The organism is Kitasatospora sp. NPDC034035, assembly GCF_055575755.1.
This window is the reverse complement of the sequence record NZ_JBVISA010000023.1, coordinates 1-17,675: the sequence shown is the minus strand read 5'-3', so window position 1 is coordinate 17,675 and position 17,675 is coordinate 1. Positions and strand designations below refer to the sequence as shown.

The 17,675-nt window shown below is 69.7% G+C and carries 11 protein-coding genes and 3 pseudogenes; 4 read left to right on the top strand and 10 right to left on the bottom strand.

The genetic code is table 11. The annotated features are described in order from the left end of the window. Positions 1-87: 87 nt before the first annotated feature. The 4 genes from mmsB to ACZ52J_RS28560 all read right to left on the bottom strand — a co-directional run bounded on the left by mmsB (position 88) and on the right by ACZ52J_RS28560 (position 6,169). Positions 88-1,332 (bottom strand): multiple monosaccharide ABC transporter permease, encoded by a 1,245-nt coding sequence (gene mmsB / locus ACZ52J_RS28575; protein ID WP_465622800.1) that lies wholly within the window; start codon positions 1,330-1,332, stop codon positions 88-90. After that, a complete protein-coding gene (mmsA, locus tag ACZ52J_RS28570; RefSeq protein WP_465622799.1) occupies positions 1,329-2,897 on the bottom strand; it encodes a multiple monosaccharide ABC transporter ATP-binding protein in 1,569 nt (522 codons plus the stop codon). Before mmsA ends, mmsB begins: the two co-directional genes overlap by 4 nt. Positions 2,898-3,003: 106 nt before the next feature. Further along, entirely contained in the window at positions 3,004-4,104 is a 1,101-nt protein-coding gene (gene chvE, locus ACZ52J_RS28565; protein ID WP_360501618.1) for a multiple monosaccharide ABC transporter substrate-binding protein, read from the bottom strand. A 622-nt stretch (positions 4,105-4,726) separates the two neighbouring features. Next, the gene (locus tag ACZ52J_RS28560; RefSeq protein ID WP_465622798.1) at positions 4,727-6,169 is read right to left on the bottom strand and encodes a non-reducing end alpha-L-arabinofuranosidase family hydrolase; all 1,443 of its coding nucleotides are present in this window, start codon (positions 6,167-6,169) and stop codon (positions 4,727-4,729) included. A gap of 599 nt (positions 6,170-6,768) precedes the next feature. Between ACZ52J_RS28560 and ACZ52J_RS28555 the strand changes: the two genes are divergently transcribed. Further along, positions 6,769-9,495 (top strand): beta-L-arabinofuranosidase domain-containing protein, encoded by a 2,727-nt coding sequence (locus tag ACZ52J_RS28555; protein ID WP_465622796.1) that lies wholly within the window; start codon positions 6,769-6,771, stop codon positions 9,493-9,495. Between the two features lie 191 nt (positions 9,496-9,686). On the opposite strand, the gene ACZ52J_RS28550 is transcribed toward ACZ52J_RS28555, so the two are convergent. Then, positions 9,687-10,163 (bottom strand): hypothetical protein, encoded by a 477-nt coding sequence (locus tag ACZ52J_RS28550; RefSeq protein ID WP_465622795.1) that lies wholly within the window; start codon positions 10,161-10,163, stop codon positions 9,687-9,689. Positions 10,164-10,767: 604 nt separating this feature from the next. Between ACZ52J_RS28550 and ACZ52J_RS28545 the strand changes: the two genes are divergently transcribed. Together ACZ52J_RS28545 and ACZ52J_RS28540 are read left to right on the top strand one after the other, a co-directional pair. After that, positions 10,768-12,222: a cytochrome P450 gene (locus ACZ52J_RS28545; RefSeq protein WP_465622793.1), complete on the top strand. Its 1,455-nt coding sequence runs from the start codon at positions 10,768-10,770 to the stop codon at positions 12,220-12,222. A gap of 43 nt (positions 12,223-12,265) precedes the next feature. Further along, on the top strand, positions 12,266-13,327 hold the full coding sequence (locus tag ACZ52J_RS28540) for a terpene synthase family protein (protein WP_465622792.1): 1,062 nt from the start codon (positions 12,266-12,268) through the stop codon (positions 13,325-13,327). A gap of 31 nt (positions 13,328-13,358) precedes the next feature. Here the strand turns inward: ACZ52J_RS28540 and ACZ52J_RS28535 are convergent, their stop codons facing one another. Together ACZ52J_RS28535 and ACZ52J_RS28530 are read right to left on the bottom strand one after the other, a co-directional pair. Next, on the bottom strand, positions 13,359-14,201 hold the full coding sequence (locus tag ACZ52J_RS28535) for an NAD(P)H-binding protein (RefSeq protein ID WP_465622790.1): 843 nt from the start codon (positions 14,199-14,201) through the stop codon (positions 13,359-13,361). Then, complete coding sequence (locus tag ACZ52J_RS28530) at positions 14,198-15,169, bottom strand: alpha/beta hydrolase (RefSeq protein ID WP_465622788.1); 972 nt, start codon at positions 15,167-15,169, stop codon at positions 14,198-14,200. Before ACZ52J_RS28530 ends, ACZ52J_RS28535 begins: the two co-directional genes overlap by 4 nt. 110 nt (positions 15,170-15,279) lie before the next feature. Here ACZ52J_RS28530 and ACZ52J_RS28525 point away from each other — a divergent pair, with 110 nt between their 5' ends. Further along, positions 15,280-16,296, top strand: a complete 1,017-nt coding sequence (locus ACZ52J_RS28525; RefSeq protein WP_465622786.1) for an Lrp/AsnC family transcriptional regulator — start codon at positions 15,280-15,282, stop codon at positions 16,294-16,296. A 100-nt stretch (positions 16,297-16,396) separates the two neighbouring features. Here the strand turns inward: ACZ52J_RS28525 and ACZ52J_RS28520 are convergent. The 3 pseudogenes from ACZ52J_RS28520 to ACZ52J_RS28510 form a co-directional block, all read right to left on the bottom strand. Beyond that, positions 16,397-16,669 (bottom strand): annotated as a pseudogene (locus tag ACZ52J_RS28520) (transposase); the annotation flags it as partial. 17 nt (positions 16,670-16,686) lie between these two features. Then, a pseudogene (locus ACZ52J_RS28515) lies at positions 16,687-17,226 on the bottom strand (transposase); the annotation flags it as partial. An 82-nt stretch (positions 17,227-17,308) separates the two neighbouring features. Then, positions 17,309-17,578 (bottom strand): annotated as a pseudogene (locus tag ACZ52J_RS28510) (IS630 family transposase); the annotation flags it as partial. Positions 17,579-17,675 lie beyond the last annotated feature (97 nt).

Genomic DNA, 17,675 nt, shown 5'->3' with positions numbered 1-17,675 from the left:
CCCGGCGCCCGCACCCGGCCCTGCCCGCGCACGGCACTGTGCCCGCCCCTCACACGAGAGGCGGGCACAGTGCCGTGCGGGGAGGGTTCAGGATCCGCTCTTGCGCTTGTTCCAGACGTCGAAACCGACGGCGGCCAGCAGCACCAGACCCTTGATGACCTGCTGGTAGTCGGTACCGATGCCCACCAGCGACATGCCGTTGTTCAGCACACCCAGCACCAGGCCACCGACGATCGCACCGAACACCGTGCCGACACCGCCGCTGGCCGAGGCCCCGCCGATGAACGCGGCCGCGATCGCCTCCAGCTCGAAGTTGATACCGGCGTTCGGCGTTCCCGCGTTCAACCGGGCCGCGTAGACCATGCCCGCCAGCGCCGCGAGGACGCCCATGTTGACGAAGACCAGGAAGACGACGCGCTTGCTCTTCACACCCGACAGCTTCGCCGCCGCCTGGTTGCCGCCGATGGCGTACGTGTGCCGGCCCAGGATGGAGTTGCGCATCAGGTAGCCGAACGCCACCAGCAGCACGCCCAGGATCAGCAGCACGATCGGAAAGCCGTGGTAGCTCGCGAGCAGCAGGGTGAAGACGACGACGGCGGCGGTGATCGCCGCGCACTTCGCCAGGAAGAGCCCGACCGGCAGCGGCTCCAGGCCGTGGCGCTGCGCCTGGCGGCGGCCGCGCACCTCCTGCAGCAGGGAGACGGCCAGGACGGCCAGGCCGAGCAGCAGAGTCAGGTTGTGGTAGTTGGTCTGCGGACCGACCTCGGGCAGGAACCCGCTGCTGATCTTCTGGAAGCCCTTCGGGAACGGCGCCACCGACTGGCCCTGGAGCAGGATCTGCGTGCCGCCCCGGAAGAGCAGCATCCCGGCAAGCGTGACGATGAACGACGGTATGCCGATGTACGCGATCCAGAAGCCCTGCCAGGCGCCGGCCGCCGCGCCGATGAGCAGTGCCGCTACCAGGGCCACCGGCCAGGAGATGTGGTCCTTGGCCATCATCACCGCGGCCGCCGCGCCGACGAACGCCGCCAGCGAGCCGACCGAGAGGTCGATGTGCCCGGTGATGATGACGATCATCATGCCGATCGCCAGGATCAGGATGTAGCTGTTCTGCTGGATCAGGTTGGTGACATTGAGCGGCTTGAGCAGGATGCCGTCGGTCCAGAACTGGAACAGCACCACGATCAGGGCGAGGGCGACCAGCATGCCGTACTGGCGGAGGTTGCCGCGCACGGCCTGCACCAGCAGGCCGAGCGTGCCGGGGGTGCCGTCGCCCGGGGCCGGCGCGGTGGGCGCGGGGCGCAGGCTTTCTTCGGTCTTCACGTCGCTCATTCGGTAGTTCCCTGCTCGATGTCGGGCGCCTTGCCCCTGGTCATGAGGCGCATGAGTGATTCCTGTGTGGCGTCCGCCCGCTGGACCTCGCCGGTCAGCCGGCCCTCGGCCATGGTGTAGACGCGGTCGCACATGCCGAGGAGCTCGGGCAGTTCGGAGGAGATCATCAGGATCGCCTTGCCCTGCGCCGCCAACTCACCGATGACCGTGTAGATCTCGTGCTTCGCGCCGACGTCGATGCCCCGGGTGGGCTCGTCGAGAATCAGCACCTCGGGCGCCGAGAAGATCCACTTGCTCAGCACCACCTTCTGCTGGTTGCCGCCGCTGAGCTTGCCGGTGGCCGCGAAGATCGACGGGGCCTTGATGTTCATGCTCTTGCGGTAGGACTCGGCGACCCGGGACTCCGCGTACTCGTCGACGATCCCGCGCTTCGAGACCTTGCCCAGCGCGCTGAGCGAGATGTTCCGGCCGATGCTGTCCATCAGGTTCAGCCCGAAGTGCTTGCGGTCCTCGGTGACGTACGCGAGGCCGTGCTTGATCGCCTCGGGGACGGTCCGGGTGCGGATCTCCTTGCCGTTCAGCTCGACCCGGCCGCCGGCGTACCGGCCGTACGAGCGCCCGAAGACGCTCATCGCCAACTCGGTCCGGCCGGCGCCCATCAGGCCTGCGATGCCGGCGATCTCGCCGCGCCGCACGTTGATCGAGACACCGTCGACCACCTTGCGGTGCTGGTCGATCGGGTGGAACACCGTCCAGTCGTCGATCGCGAAGGCGATCTCCCCCGCGTCCTCGCCCGTGTACGGCTCGCGCTCGGGGAAGCGGTGGTCGAGGTCGCGGCCGACCATCCCACGGATGATCCGGTCCTCGGCGATGCCCTCCTCGCCGACCTGGATGGTCTCGATGGTCCGGCCGTCGCGCAGGATGGTGACGGCGTCGGCGACCCGCGCGATCTCGTTGAGCTTGTGCGAGATGATGATGCAGGAGATGCCCTGCGCCTTGAACTCGAGGATCAGGTCGAGGAGCTTGCGGCTGTCCTCGTCGTTGAGCGCGGCGGTGGGCTCGTCCAGGATGAGCAGCTTGACCTGCTTGGCGAGCGCCTTGGCGATCTCCACCAGCTGCTGCTTGCCCACGCCGATGTCGGCGACCCTGGTCTGCGGGTGCTCGGGCAGGCCGACCCGCGCGAGCAACTCCTTCGCATGGCCGAGAGCCCGGTTCCAGTCGATGATCCCCCGGCGGGAGTGCTCGTTGCCGAGGAAGATGTTCTCGGCGATCGAGAGGTAGGGGACCAGGGCGAGTTCCTGGTGGATGATGACGATTCCGCGGTGTTCGCTCGCCCTGATGTCCTTGAAGGCGCAGGGCTCGCCCTCGAAGAGGATCTCCCCGTCGTAGGACCCGTGCGGGTGGACGCCGCTGAGGACCTTCATCAGGGTCGACTTACCGGCGCCGTTCTCGCCGCAGATGGCGTGCACCTCACCCGGCGCGACGGTGAGGTTCACGTCCGAGAGGGCCTTGACGCCGGGGAAGGACTTGCTGATCGAACGCATCTCGAGGACGGGTCCGGCCATGTGGTGCATCCGTTCGCTTGGGGGCGGGGCCGGCGGCGGGATCGGTCGGGGCGGTCCGCCGCCGGCTCCGCCGGCTCGGGGTGTGGCCCGGGTTCGGGCCGACAGGCTACTTGAGCTGGTCGGCGGTGTAGTAGCCGCCGTCCACCAGCACCTTCTGGTAGTTCGCCTTGTCGACGCTCACCGGGTCGAGCAGGTAGGCCGGCACGACCTTGACGCCGTTGTTGTACTGCTTCTCGTCGTTGACCTCGGGCTTGCCACCGGTCAGCACGGCGTTGGCCATCTGCACCGTGACCTTGGCCAGCTCACGGGTGTCCTTGTAGACGGTCTCGGTCTGCTCACCCGCGATGATCGACTTCACCGAGGCCAGCTCGGCGTCCTGGCCGGTCACGATCGGCAGTGCCTTGCCGGTACCGCCGTAGCCGACGCCCTTGAGCGAGGACAGGATGCCGATCGAGATGCCGTCGTACGGCGAGAGGACGGCGTCCACGTGCGCGGAGGTGTACGACTTGCTCAGCAGGTTGTCCATCCGGGACTGCGCGACCCCGCCGTCCCAGCGCTGCGTGGCGACCTGGTTGAACTCGGTCTGGCCACTCTGGACCACCAGCTTCTTCGAGTCGATGTACGGCTTGAGCACGCTCATCGCGCCGTTGAAGAAGAAGCCCGCGTTGTTGTCGTCCGGCGAGCCGGCGAAGAGCTCGATGTTGAACGGGCCCTTGCCGTCCTTCAGCCCGAGCTGGTCGGCGATGTAGGTGGCCTGCAGGACGCCGACCTTGAAGTTGTCGAAGGTCGCGTAGTAGTCGACGTTCTTGGTGCCACGGATCAGGCGGTCGTACGAGATCACCGGGATCTTCGCGTCGGCGGCCTTCTGCAGCACGTCGGTGAGTGCCGCACCGTCGATCGCCGCGACCACCAGGAGCTTGTCGCCCTTGGTGATCATGTTCTCGAGCTGCGAGACCTGGTTCTCGACGACGTTGTCGCCGTACTGGAGGTCCGTCTTGTAGCCCTGGGCCTGGAACTGCTTGACCATGTTGTTACCGTCGTTGATCCAGCGCTCCGACGACTTGGTCGGCATCGCGATGCCGATGGTGCCGCCCTTGGCGTCGGCACTCTTGGCGGCACCGTCGCCGACGCCGTTGCTGCTCTGCCCGCAGGCCGACAGCGTCAGGGCGAGTGCCGCCGTGGCGAGTCCCGCTATTGCCTTACGCACAGTTCCTCCAGTGGTGCGCCGAATGCTGCCGAGCCAGCTGCTCTCGGGTTACGTTGCCTGAGTGTTAACGCTAACAACAGGCACGTCAAGAGACCGGTTTCGAACCGTTACCCCGATGTGTCGGAGTGGTTTCCCGGGCTGTGCTGTCGGCCTCGTCGACCACTCGACGAGCCGCCCGAGTTCGACAGTCGGCAGGCCCAAGGGCGGGCTCAACGTGGGGGTTGACCTGGGAAGAATGGGCGTGAGGTGCCGCCGGGGGTTCTGCGTCCACGACTCCGTGAGGGATAAGGCCTGGTCAGGGGCTGTTCCTGGGCCTGGAGGCCGCTCATCTTCGGCCATCGGCACGGTAGCGCCGCTGGTGTTGCCGGGCCAGGTCCAGCAGCGGACCGGGACGCCCTCGCGGGTGATCGCCAGTCCGATAAAAGGGGACAGAGCCGTCGGTTGGACGGGCCCCACGAAGGAGAGGAACCCCAGCCGACGCGCGGCTGGGGTTCCTCAGGGCGGTGAGTATCGGTCAGCAGGTGGAGTCACCCACGCCGTGAACCGCTCGTCCACGCGTCGGCGGACCGCACCGCATCGCGATCACTGTGGATCGGGGCGGGTCAGCGCTGCAGGGTGCGGGTCAGCGCTGCAGGGTGAGGACGCCCGGCCGGTACGGCAGTTGCAGGTAGGTGGTGTTCGTCGGCGTGTTGGGGGCGTAGCCCTGGTAGAGGAGCTGCAGGTTGCAGGGGTCGATGGTCATGGTCTGGTCGGGGTTGTTGCGGACCAGGTCACCGTGGCTGATGTCGTTGGTCCAGGTGGCGCCGCTGTTGGCCTTGCCGGCGAAGGGGTTGCTCTCGGTGCCGGCCTGCGGGGTCCACGCGCCGCTGAGGCTGGAGGCCGTGAACGAGCGGAAGTAGCGCTGCTCGTTCGCACCCCGGGCCTCGACGATCATGAGGTACTGGTTCTGGCCCTGGACCTTGTAGACCTGCGGCGCCTCGAACAGGTTCTTCACCGTGTCGCTCATGACCGTCGTGTAGGTGGAGCCGAAGTTGCCCGGGAAGTTCCCGATCGGCATGCTCGCCCGGTAGATGCTGCCGTTGTCACCGGCGAAGAACAGGTAGATGTTCTGGTCGTCGGCGATCAGCGTCGGGTCGATCGGGCTGCCGGTGACGCCGGTGGGGAAGCTGCCGGTGAACAGCGCCTGCGGCGCGGACCAGCCGTTGGGGTTGGTGGGGTCGCTGGACGTGCGGTAGGTGAAGGGCCAGGCGGTACCCCACCCCAGTGAGGCGAGCACCCAGACGTTCTTGGGAGCGAAGTAGAACACCTGGGGCGCCACCGCGGACTGGCTCATCCCGGTCTGGCCGGCCGACGCCATGTCCGACCAGTTCGTGAAGGGGCTGAACCCCATCGAGCCCCACGACGATCCGTCAGAGGTCGTCGCGTAGACCAGGTGCTTGCCGTTGTACGTCGTGGTGGTGAAGTCCTTCAGCGCGACCGCCCCGTTCGTCGGCTGTGCCAACGGACCAGTCGAGGTCCACCGGTATGTCGACGGAAGAGAGCATGTGCTGCCCGTCCCGGACAGGCCGGTCCACTTCTGGTTGCCGGCGCCGGTGCAGTTCCAGAGCTGCACCGCCGTGCCGTTGGCCGTGCCGGCGCCCGAGACGTCCAGGCACAGCCCGGATTCCACGCCGACGATCGTGCCGTCGGAGTTCACCCGCCACTGCTGGTTCGCGGCGCCGCTACAGGACCAGATCTCCACCCGGGTACCGGCCGTGGTGGCGTGGCCCGGGACATCCAGGCACTTGTTGCCGTACATGGTCAGCTGGTTGCTGTCCGTCGACGTCCACTGCTGGTTGGTCCCGCCAGTGCAGTCCCAGATCTGCAGGAACGTGCCGTCGGTCTGGCCGGCGCCCGGGACGTCGAGACACCGACCGGAACCCGTACCGCGCACGGCGCCGGCGGTGGCCGCCTGAGCCGGGCCGGCGACGAGCATCGCGGCCAGTGCGGCCAATGCCGCCAGGACCGCAACCGCGGCGGCGAGCGCCGCAGGCGGACGTCTGCGGTTGAAACCAGGACTGTGCATGGGGGGCCTCGTCATCCTTGAGCAAGCGGCTCGGGTGGGGGAGGGAGACGGCTGCGAAGTGTTAGCGCTAACAAAATGCTGGCAGCAGAACAGCGGTGGAGTGAGGGTGAGTTCCACGTTTATAGACCCGGCGCCCCGATCGTGTCCAGGGATGTGCGAGCGCCCGACATCGACCGGCACGTCTCGGTCGACTCGCCGTCCGTCCGGATCGATGGTCGGAGCTGAGGGTCGAGACCGGTGACGAGTGGCGCGCGCGTTTCACGGATGCGAGTGCGGTCCGCATCCCGGTGGCGATCGGTCGGTCGCCTTCCGGTACGACGGGTCGGCGAGAACGTCTCGACCGCTCACCGACAAAAGTATTGACACGCAAATTGTGAGCGTTAACACTCATGTCATCAGGCGGATGCCGCCCCGAAATCCAGGGCCGGTGACGCATGCCCACGCACAGGGATACGGCTGCGTCCCCCCACAGGCCATGACGGCCGGGGAAGGCAGCGAACGTGACGCGACCCGCTCGAAGGGACCCGCGTCGCCGTCAGCACTCCCGCACTGCCACCGGCCCCAGTCCCCGACGTCTTCCACGGACCAAGGAGTTCGCCATGCCGGCTCATCCCTTCAGCCGCCGCACCGTGATCAAGGCGACGAGCGCTGTGGCCGTGGCCGTAGCTGCCGACCCTGTCCTCAGCCCCGTCTCCGCCGCGGCGCAGACATCCCCGGTCAGGTCGGACGTCGGAGTGTCGACGGTGCCGTTCGACCTGGGTCAGGTCACGCTCACCAGCAGTCGATGGCTCGACAACCAGAACCGCACCCTGGCCTACCTCCGCTTCGTCGACGTCGACCGCCTGCTGTACAACTTCCGCGCCAACCACCGGCTCTCCACCAACGCCGCAGCCCCGACCGGAGGCTGGGACGACCCGGCGTTCCCCTTCCGCACTCACGTGCAGGGCCACTTCCTCTCGGCGTGGGCCCAGGCCCACGCCGCACTCGGGGACACCACCTGCCGTGACAAGGCCGACCAGATGGTGGCCGAACTCGCCAAGTGCCAGGCCAACAACTCCGCCGCGGGCTTCTCCGCCGGCTATCTCTCGGGCTTCCCCGAGGCCGACTTCGCCGGCCTCGAAGCAGGCAAGCTGAGCAACGGCAACGTCCCCTACTACTGCATCCACAAGACCATGGCCGGTCTGCTCGACGTGTGGCGCCTGATCGGCAACACGCAGGCCCGCGACGTGCTCCTCGCGCTCGCCGACTGGGTCGACCGACGCACCGCTCCGCTCGGCTACAGCACGATGCAGTCGTTGATGGGCACCGAGTTCGGCGGCATGAACGAGGTGCTGGCCGACATCTACCAACAGACCGGCGACGCACGCTGGCTGACCTGCGCCCAGCGGTTCGACCATGCCGCGGTCTTCGACCCGCTCGCCGCGAACCGGGACCAGCTCGACGGCCTGCACGCCAACACGCAGGTGCCCAAGTGGATCGGAGCCGTCCGCGAGTACAAGGCCACCGGCACGACCCGCTACCGCGACATCGCCGCCAACGCCTGGACGTTCACCACCGGTTCGCACACCTATGCCATCGGCGGCAACAGCCAGGCGGAGCACTTCCGGGCCGCGAACGCCATCTCCGGCTACCTCGTCCCCGACACCTGCGAACTCTGCAACTCCTACAACATGCTCAAGCTGACCCGGGAACTGTGGCAGCTGACCCCCGACCGGGCGTCGTACTTCGACTTCTACGAGAAGGCGCTGCTCAACCACGTCATCGGCGCCCAGAACCCGGCCGACCCGCACGGACACATCACCTACTTCACGTCCCTCAACCCGGGCGCCCGGCGCGGCAAGGGGCCGGCTTGGGGCGGCGGCACCTGGAGCACCGACTACGGCACGTTCTGGTGCTGCCAGGGAACGGGCATGGAGTCCAACACCAAGCTGATGGACTCCATCTACTTCCACGACGGCACCACCCTCACGGTGAACCTGTTCCTCCCCTCCGTCCTGGACTGGACCCAGCGAGGCATCACCGTCACCCAGACCACCTCGTACCCGGCCGACGACACCACGACGCTCAAGGTCACCGGCAGCGTCGGCGGGACCTGGTCGATGCGCGTCCGCATCCCCGGATGGACCTCCGGCGCCACCATCAGCGTCAACGGCGTCGCCCAGGCCGTCACGGCCACCCCGGGCACCTACGCCACCCTCACCCGGTCCTGGGCCTCCGGCGACACCGTCACCGTGAAGCTCCCCATGCGGGTGGCCCTCCAGGCCGCCAACGACAATCCCGGTGTCGCCGCGATCACCTACGGCCCCGTCGTCCTGGCCGGCAACTACGGCAGCACCGCGCTGTCCTCCCTCCCGGCCCTGGACCCGTCCTCGATCACCCGGACCAGCAGTACCGCCCTCACCTTCACGGCCACCGCCGACGGAGCGACGGTCGGTCTCGCCCCGTTCCACGACGCCCAGGGCTTCAACTACACCGCCTACTGGCGGACCGACAGCTCCGCCGGCTTCCGTCTCGTCAACGCGGCCAGCGGACTCGTCCTCGGCATCCGGAACATGTCCACCGCGGACGGGGGCCTCGCCCTGCAGTGGCCCGACACGGGCACCGCCGACCACAACTGGGTCCTCACCGTCGACGGCACCGCACTGCGGCTGCGCAACGTCAACAGCGGCAAGGTCCTCGGCGTGCAGGACATGTCCACCGCCGACAACGCCCCGATCCTCCAGTGGGCCGACACCGGCACCGCCGACCACCGGTGGACCGTCGTCGACGCCGGCAACGGCTACCACAAGTTCCAGAACGCCAACAGCGGCAAGCTGCTCGGTATCGAAGGCGGCTCCACCGCCAACGGCGCCGCAGCCGTACAACTGCCCGACAGCGGCGCCGCAGCCGGCCAGTGGCAGTTCGTCCCCGACGGTGCCAGGCGCATCCAGAACGTCGCCAGCGGGCGGGTCCTCGGTGTGCAGGGCATGTCCACCGCCGACGGCGGCCTCGCCATCCAGTGGGACGACAACGGCACCGCCGACCACCTCTGGACGGCCGTCGTCGACACCGGCGGCTACCTGCGCCTGCGCAACGCCAACAGCGGCAAGGTCCTCGCCGTGGAGAACGGCGGCACCGCCAACGGCGCCCGGATCGTCCAGTGGGCGGATGGCGGCGCCGCCGACCACCGGTGGCGCCTGCGCCACGGCGGCGGTGACACCTTCAGGATCCAGTGCGCCAACAGCGGCCGCGTCCTCGGCGTCTCCGGTGGCTCCACCGCCCAGGGCGCCCAGACCGTCCTCTGGGACGACAACGGCACCAGCGACCACCTGTGGCGATTCATCTGACCCGGCGCCGAGCCCGCTGATCACCACAGGCCGATCGCGGAGACATGGAGGAAACCTTCCCTCTCCACCCCGCCGATCTCCGGCGGGCCCCGGCCCTGGGGCCCGCCGAAGCCCCATCCCGCGGGCGACGCTGATCGGATGTCTGCTCACGGCTGGTCCACTGCGAGCACTGGCCCCACCCGAGGTCGGTGTCAGTACACGAGGATGTCCCAGTGGTTGCCCTCGTTGCAGTACAGGTTGCCCGATGCGGCCTTCCACTGCGGGTAGCCGTCGCCCCGGTAGCCGATGTAGGTGAAGCTGTTCTGGATGTAACCGTCGATGCAGGAACTGCGGGAGATGTCGACCTTGTAGCCGTTGTAGTGGCTGTAGGTGCCGGAGGCGTGGCCCACCTCGGTCCCGCCCGTGATGTTGATGGCGCAGCCGCTGGCCCGCTTGAGGGTGATGACGGCGCTCACCGTGCCCGAGTTGATCTGCTCGAACGAGGTACAGGCGGGGTTGGACCTGGTGGTGCAGCCCCCACTGGAGCTCCACGTGATGCCGGCGTTGCTGAACTGACTGGCGGCCGCCGACTGCGACAGCTTGGTACCGCTGGCGCCGGCCGTGGGCGCCGAGACGGCGAGGCCGGCCGCGGTCAGGGCGACGACGGTGGCTGCGGTGCGTGGCTTCATCTGCATCTCCCGGTGAGGATGGTGTGCCTGCGACGACTCCTGCCCTCCTGCCCTCCTGCCGCGCCTCGGCGGGAGGACGGTAAGCCCGGCGCCGGGCCCACGGAACCGGCTCGGACGGCGGGGTCGTACGCAGTGCTGTGACGCGGCAGTGCGCCGGCGCGAGGGCCGACCTATCCGTCCGGCACCCCCGCCCGCGGTTCCCCGGGGAACGAGGGGCGGGCTTCGGGCGCCGGCATCGCACCAGGATGGCCCATCGTTGTCTATGCGAGTAGACGTCGGTCTGTGAATTTCGCGTGACGGGGAGCGGCCTTCAGTTCGTCGAAACGCATCACGGGGCGCACCGCACGATCACCACTGGAGCAGCGCCTTCCGGCCCGCGCCGCCGGGGACGCGGCCCGCGAGGTGCAGGGCGACGCCGCTGAGGGCCCCGGGAGCAAATGTTCCTGACAGCATGCGTCACACCGGCCGAAATCCGTCCCAAGACATATTTTCGGATCGGTTCCGGCCTTCTCAACTCCCGACGCCGAGTGCCAGATTGACTGCCCCAGGAAGCCGGGCGCCCCCGCCGGCCTCCGGACTTCCGCCCTGCGTCGAACGGGGAGACATGACGGCACCCACCGCAACCACCACCACCGCCCACCGCGCCGCGCGGGCGGCCGGCGCCCTCCCGCTGCTCGGACACGTCCCGGCCCTCTTCCGCAATCCGCTGCCGTTCCTGCGCTCGCTCGCCGACCAGGGCGATCTGGTGGAGCTCCGGCTCGGACCGCAGCGCGCGATGATGGTCTGCACCCCCGACCTGTTCCACCACGTCCTCACCGACACCCGGCACTTCGACAAGGGCGGCCCGCTCTTCGACAAACTGCGCTGGTTCCTGGGCGACGGGCTGGGCTCCACACCCCACGACGTGCATCGCCGGCAGCGCCGGCAACTCCAGCCCGCCTTCCGGCCGGACGCCTTCACCCGCTACCTGCCGGTGATGCTGGAGGAGATCCACGCCACCGCGGGCGGCTGGCCGGACGGCCGGGTGATCGAAGTCGAGGAGCACGCCTATCAGTTGATCGCCAGGATCATCACCCGGACGATGTTCTCCGCGGACGGCCCCTCCGCCGCGGTGGCCCGGATCGCCGCCGTCTACCCGGACTTCCACCAGGGCATCGGCCGGCAGATGCGCTCCCCGTCCCGGCTGCTCGACCGGCTGCCGACGCGGGCCAACCGCCGTTTCCGCCAGGCCTGCCGCACCGTGGACGAGGTGGTCGACGGCGCGATCGAGGACCGCCGGCGCGGTAGCGGTCGCGGCAGCGGCAGCGGCAGCGGCAGCGGCGATGACAGCGATCACGACCTGCTCACGCTGATGGTCGAGGAGGGCCTGACCGACCGCGAGATGCGCGACCAGGTCGTCACCATGCTCACCGGCGGCATCGGCACCTCGGCCTCGGCGCTCGGCTGGGCCCTGCACTTCCTCTCCCGGGACGAGGAACTGGCCGACGCCGTCGCCCAGGAGGCACGCGCCGTCCTCCCCGCCCAGACCCTCCCGAACGACACCGACACCGACGCCGACCCCGCCGTCACACCCCCCGGCGTCACGCCCCCCGGCGTCACCCTGGCGGACGTCACGCGCCTGGACCTCGCCCGCCGCGTGGTGGCGGAGACGCTCCGCTTCTACCCGTCCGCCTGGTTCTACAGCCGCACCGTCACCGAGCCCGTCGAGCTGGCCGGCGAACGCCTCCGCCCGGGCACCGCCGTCCTGCTCTCCCCCTACCTCCTCCACCACCGCCCCGACCTCTACCCCGACCCCGAACGCTTCGACGTCGACCGCTGGTCGCCCGCCCGCCAGGCCGAACTCCCGCGCCAGGCCTACGTTCCGTTCGGCACCGGCTCCCGCAAGTGCATCGGTGACGTCTACTCCCTGACCGAACTCACCCTGGCCGTCGCGGTCATCACCTCCCGGTGGCGGCTGGAACCGCTGCCGGGACCACTGCCCGCGCACCTGGTCGAGCCCCGCCCGTGGACGGTGATCCACCCGGCCCCGCTGCGCCTACGGCTGCACAGGCGCCCGTGAAACCGCACCGGAACGAACCGGCCGGAAGGAGACCGACACCCGCATGACGACCCCCCGAACCGTCCCCCTCGACCTGCGACTGCTGCCCGACCCCGACCACGTCCTGTACCGGCTGCCTCCCCGGATGTCCCCGCACCGGGAGGAGTTGGAGCGGCTCATCCTGGAGTGGGCCGACCGCTACGGCCTGGTCGACGGACCGCGCGCCCGCCGACGGCTCGCCGACACCCACCTGGGCGAGCTCATCGCCCGCTGCTACCCGCACCTGCGCGCCGAGCGACTCTCGCCGCTCGCCGGTTGGTTCACCTGGGCCTTCGTCATCGACGACCTGTACGACGGCTGCGCCTCCGCGGAGGCCGCCGACCACACCCGCGCCACCCTGCGGATGCTCGCGGCCCTCTCGCTCCGTTCCGCCGAACCGTCACCGGCCGGGGACGCACCGCCGCTCGTGGACGAACTCGCCGAGGTGTGGCGGCGCCTCGCCGGGCGGCAGAGCATCCAGTGGCAGCTGCGCTTCATCACCCACATGGGGCAGTTCCTGGACGCCTTCCGCTACGAGGCGGTCAACCGCGAACACCGGCACGTCCCCGCCGTCAGCGGCTACACCCAGCTGCGCCGCGCCTCCGGCGGCATCACCCCCTCACTGGACCTGCTGGAGTACGCGGCCGGCCTGGAAGTACCCGCCCTGCTCCACGAGTCCGAGCAGCTGCGCACGATGGTCAACAAGGCCTCCGACGTCGTCGTCTGGGTCAACGACGTCCTCTCCCTGCAGAAGGAACTCGTCGTGGGGGAAGTCACCAACGGCGTGCTCGCGGTGAGCCGGGAACTCCGCTGCGGCATCCAGGATGCCATCGACCACGTGTACCGCAAGGTCGCCCGCGACATCGAGGTCTTCCTGCACGCCGAGGAGTCGCTCACCACCCTCTGCGGCAGCTGGCACGGCCTGCCGGAGGCCGACCGGGCCGCCGTCGGCACCTTCACCGACGGCATGAAGGCCTGGATGCGTGGCAACCTGGAATGGGGGATCAACTCCCGCCGCTACGTGGACATCGACACCCTCCGCCTCACCCGTGACCCGGATCTGCTCGGTGGGCGGACCCCGGCCTGACGCTCACCCGTGAGCCCCCCTCATGACAGCCTCAGCTGCGGAAGGCGGCCGCGTGGTCGGCGGCCCAGGTGGCGAAGGTCCGGGCGGGGCGTCCCAGGAGCTGGGCAACGGTGTCCGTCGTCGGGCCCGGTTCGTCCAGGCATGCGGCCGCGTAGCCGATCAGCCGGTCGGGTACGTCCTCGGGCAGCCCCTGGGCGAGCAGCGCCCGGCGCAGCTCCTGGGGGGAGATCTCCTCGAACGACAGCTCCCTGCCGATGGCCTCGCCGATGAGCCGGGCCTTGTCGCGCTGGGTGAGCGACTCCGGCCCGGTGATCGCGTACGCGCGGCCCGCGTGGGCGGCGTCCAGCAGCGCCCGGACGGCGATCTCGGCGATGTCCCGCTGGTGGATGGGGGAGGTGGCCGCATCGCCGTACACGCCCCGAGCGGTGCCGGTCGCGCGGATCTGCGGCGCCCAGGCCAGGGCGTTGGCGGCGAAGTCGGCGCACCGCAGGAACGTCCACGGCAACCCGGAGGCTCTGACTGCGGCCTCGACCTGCTCGAACTCCTCGGCGAAGCGCCGGTACCCGCCGCCGTACTCGACGGTGACCGCCGACAACACCACCACGCGCCGCACGCCGCGCTCGGCCGCGAGCGCCAGCAGCTCGGCGCTCGCGCCGCCGACGGCACGCGGACTGAGCAGGAGAGCCTCCACACCGTCCAGCGCCGACGCCAGCGACCGCGGCGTGGACGGATCCCCGACGATCGGCCGGACACCGTCGGCGAACCCGCCGGCGGCCGGATCACGGGTGACTGCCGCCGCCTCGGCTCCCTCCGCCACCAGCAGTCTCAGTACGTCGCGACCGACGGTTCCGGTCGCACCGGTGACCATGATCATGTGCTTTCTCCTGTCCGGACTGGTGTTGCCAGATGCTTCTGCAGGAACGCGATCTGCGCCTCGACGGCCTGTTCGTGTGCTTCCAGGAACGGGGCGTAGTGGCGGCCGGGCAGCCGGACCACCTCGGACGCCGGCGCGTTCCGGGCCGCCCGGACGGCGGGGCCGGGGAGCACGCTCCGGTCCTGGTCGCAGACGACCACCAGCAGCGGGCACCGTATCCGGGAGGCGTGGCGGCCGGGCCGGTACCCGCCGACCTGGAGGGCGATCCGTGCGGCGACCGTCTGGTCCCAGTTCGTATGGCGACGCTCGGGGTCGAGGGCCCGGTCGCCGTCCATCGCGTCGGGTGTGGTGAGCGAGGCGACGGCGCCGCGCGGTCCGGCGGCGGGGACCAGCAGCGGCGCCCGCCCGAGCAGGCCCCCGAGCGCGTCCGCGACACCGCGCCCGAAGAGCCGCAGCAGCGCGAGGGGCGTCATGGAGCGCAGCGCGTGGGGAGCGACCGCGAGGCCGTCGACCAGCGGGGTCTGGGCGATCGCGCCGGCCAGTCGCGGGTGGTCGGCCGCGACGCGGAAGATGTGGCCGCCCGCGAGCGAGAAGCCCCAGAGCGAGATCCGGTCCGGGTCGACGTCGGGCAGCGCGGCGGCGTACTCGATCGCGGCGTGCCAGTCGGCGATCTGCTCGTCGAGGCGGACGATCTGACGCGGCGTGCCCCCGCTCTCTCCGAACCGTCGGTGGTCGAAGGCGAGGACCGCGAAGCCGGCCTCGTTGAACCGGGCGGCGAACAGGTCCGAGGCCGGTTCCTTCGTCACCGCGGTTCCGCCGGCCATGATCACGCAGCCGCCGTTGGACCCCGGGTAGTGCCAGGCGGCGCACGCGGTGTCGCCGCTGGCGAAGCGTACTTTCTCCCGTTGCCTGGGCTCCTGTTGCTTGGGCTCCCGTTGCTTGGAGTCCTGTTCCTTGGACACGGGCATGTGGACCTCCGTGGTGGATCCGTCGTTCTCGGAGCGGATGACCTCCATGGTTGGGGCGTCGTCCCCGGAACGGGCGCCGCGAGGCCACGGGATGAGCGAAACTTTCCTTCATGGCGCGCGAATCGACGAATTCCGTACTGAGCCTCCCGGATCAGCGGCTGGTGGCCGCGCTGCAGTGGGACGGCCGCCTCACCGCGGAGCGGGCGGCCAAGGTGCTGGGGCTCAGCCCCGCCACCGTCCGCCGCCGACTGCACGCGCTCGGCGCCGACGGCACCGTGCGCGTGGTGATCTCACCGGTGGCCCGACCGCGCAACGGGGGCTCGGCCGGGGCCCTGTTCCTGCGCATCCGGGTCCTGCGGGGAAAGCTCGACACGATCGTGGCCGCGCTCGCGGCGCGCGAGGACATCCCCTTCATCGACGTCACCACGTCGGGTGACGAGATCTTCGCGGTCGCCCGCACCGAGCCGGGCTCACGCGACCAGTTGGTCTTCCGCCGACTGCCCTCCACCCAGGCGGTGACGTCCCTGGAGAGCGCCACGATCCTGCACGTCTTCCGGCTCACCTCCGAGTGGCGCCACCAGGTGCTGACGGTGTCCGAACGCGAGGCTCTCAGCCCGGGCGAGCCGGTCCCCGGGGCGGCCGGTACCGGATCCCCGGGCCCGTACGGCGTCGACACCGATGCCCTGGAACAGGAGCTCATCGACGCCCTCATCCTCGACGCGCGCCTGCCCGCGGTGGCCGTGGCCGAGCGCACCGGCCACCCGGAGAGCACGGTGCGGCGACGCCTCGCCCAGATGGCCGCCCAGGGCCGACTGATCACCCAGGTGCTGGTCGACCCCCGCCGCCTCGGGCTGCCCATCGAAGCCAAGTTCCTGCTGCGGGTGGCGCCGGACCATCTGGCCGCCGCCGGCCGGGCGCTGGCCGACCACCCCGCGGTGCACGGCGCCTTCGCCACCTCGGGACCTTCGAACCTCCACGCGGCCGCGTACTTCCCGGACCTGACGACCCTCTACGGCTTCCTCTCCAGCGACCTGGTCGGCCTGGGCATCACCCATGTCGAGACGGCCATCGTCAGCCACGCCGCCAAACGCACTCCCATGCCGCTCCGACCGGCCTTGTCGAGGTGAGGGCAGAACGAGCGGTCGACGTGGGACGCCGGCTGCCGCTTCGACCCCGAGAAGCCCGAACACCGCTGGGTTACTCAGGTTGAACTCGCGATGTCGGTGGTCACGGTGGGGCAAGGGCCAGCCCGGTCCCAGTCAGGCAGCCGTCAATGAGGTGCGGGCGGAACTGGACCTTCCGTAACCCTCGTCTGACCGTCCGCACCAGGTGCTCCGGGTCGGCGAACGCGACGTTGGCCAGGAACCCCCGCCGCAGCAGCGACCAGATCCCCTCGACCGGGTTGAGATCGGGGGCATACGCCGGCAGTTGGTAGACGGTCAGCCAGTCCTGGTTCGCCTGGATGAACGCCTGCATCGGCGGCATCAGGTGGGTGTTCAGGATGCCCCTATGGTTCGTCAAACTGCCGAAGGAGTGACCGGACTCGCAGAAGGCCGGATGTGCCGGTAGAGCTCTCGGGCGACGTAGCGCTTCAGACAGCGGATGATCTCACGCCTGGACATGCCCTCGGCGGTGCGCCGTTGCAGGTAGGCCTGGGTGCGTTCATCCCAGCGCGGGCGGGACTGGACGATGCGGTAGAGGGCGGCGTTGGCCTGCCGGTGACCGCCGCGGTTCAGCCGTCGCCGCTGGGTCTTCCCGGAGGATTGCTCGACTGGGCTGACCCCGCACAATGCGGCGAACGACGCCTCGTCCGTGAGCCGGTCCGGGTTGTCACCCGCGGCGGAGAGGAGGACCGCGGCACTGTCGGGGCCGACGCCGACGAGCTTCAGGAGCTGGGGCCGGCTGGACCGGACAGCTGCGGTCATTCGCCGGGTCAACTCCTTGATCTCCTGACCAAGGTTCTGGATCCGGCGGGCGAGCAGGCGCATCGTGAAGACGGCCTCACCTCGATCCTCGCCCAGTGCCACGCAGGTGGCGACCAGCGCCGGATTGGTCACCGACAGATCCTAAACAGGGCACTGCGGCCAGTTGTCCCACGGGTCAGGCTTCCGGTCCCAGCGGCACGTCGCAAGTCTCACAGTTGTCCCAGATCAGGACGATCGGGCCGCCGAGCTGGTTGTGCGCGGCGACGATCAGGTCTCGGTAGTCGGTCCAAGCGAAGCTCTTGCGGCCTTTGGCCCGGCCCTGACTGTCGTCCGGCCCGGGCCGATAGATCAGCCGGGATCATTCACCAGGCTTGTAGCAGGCCAGGGCGGCGATCGAGACCCGCCGGCGGGAGCGGCCGCGCACCCGGACGACAGGGGTGCAGCCACGGCGTCCCCAGGTTCGGGCGCGCGCCGGTGTCGTCGACAGGTTCAGTCAAGATTTTCGTGATGCGGTGACGGAGCGTCATGCGAGTAGGACGCGCTTGCGCAGGAGCGGGAGAGTGGCTCGTCCATACATTTGC

Bases quoted from the DNA above. Each gene is read 5' to 3' on its own strand.
- mmsB (WP_465622800.1), bottom strand. From the start codon at position 1,332: ATGAGCGACGTGAAGACCGAAGAAAGCCTGCGCCCCGCGCCCACCGCG.
- mmsA (WP_465622799.1), bottom strand. From the start codon at position 2,897: ATGGCCGGACCCGTCCTCGAGATGCGTTCGATCAGCAAGTCCTTCCCC.
- ACZ52J_RS28560 (WP_465622798.1), bottom strand. From the start codon at position 6,169: ATGCACAGTCCTGGTTTCAACCGCAGACGTCCGCCTGCGGCGCTCGCC.
- ACZ52J_RS28555 (WP_465622796.1), top strand. From the start codon at position 6,769: ATGCCGGCTCATCCCTTCAGCCGCCGCACCGTGATCAAGGCGACGAGC.
- ACZ52J_RS28550 (WP_465622795.1), bottom strand. From the start codon at position 10,163: ATGAAGCCACGCACCGCAGCCACCGTCGTCGCCCTGACCGCGGCCGGC.
- ACZ52J_RS28545 (WP_465622793.1), top strand. From the start codon at position 10,768: ATGACGGCACCCACCGCAACCACCACCACCGCCCACCGCGCCGCGCGG.
- ACZ52J_RS28540 (WP_465622792.1), top strand. From the start codon at position 12,266: ATGACGACCCCCCGAACCGTCCCCCTCGACCTGCGACTGCTGCCCGAC.
- ACZ52J_RS28535 (WP_465622790.1), bottom strand. From the start codon at position 14,201: ATGATCATGGTCACCGGTGCGACCGGAACCGTCGGTCGCGACGTACTG.
- ACZ52J_RS28530 (WP_465622788.1), bottom strand. From the start codon at position 15,169: ATGCCCGTGTCCAAGGAACAGGACTCCAAGCAACGGGAGCCCAAGCAA.
- ACZ52J_RS28525 (WP_465622786.1), top strand. From the start codon at position 15,280: ATGGCGCGCGAATCGACGAATTCCGTACTGAGCCTCCCGGATCAGCGG.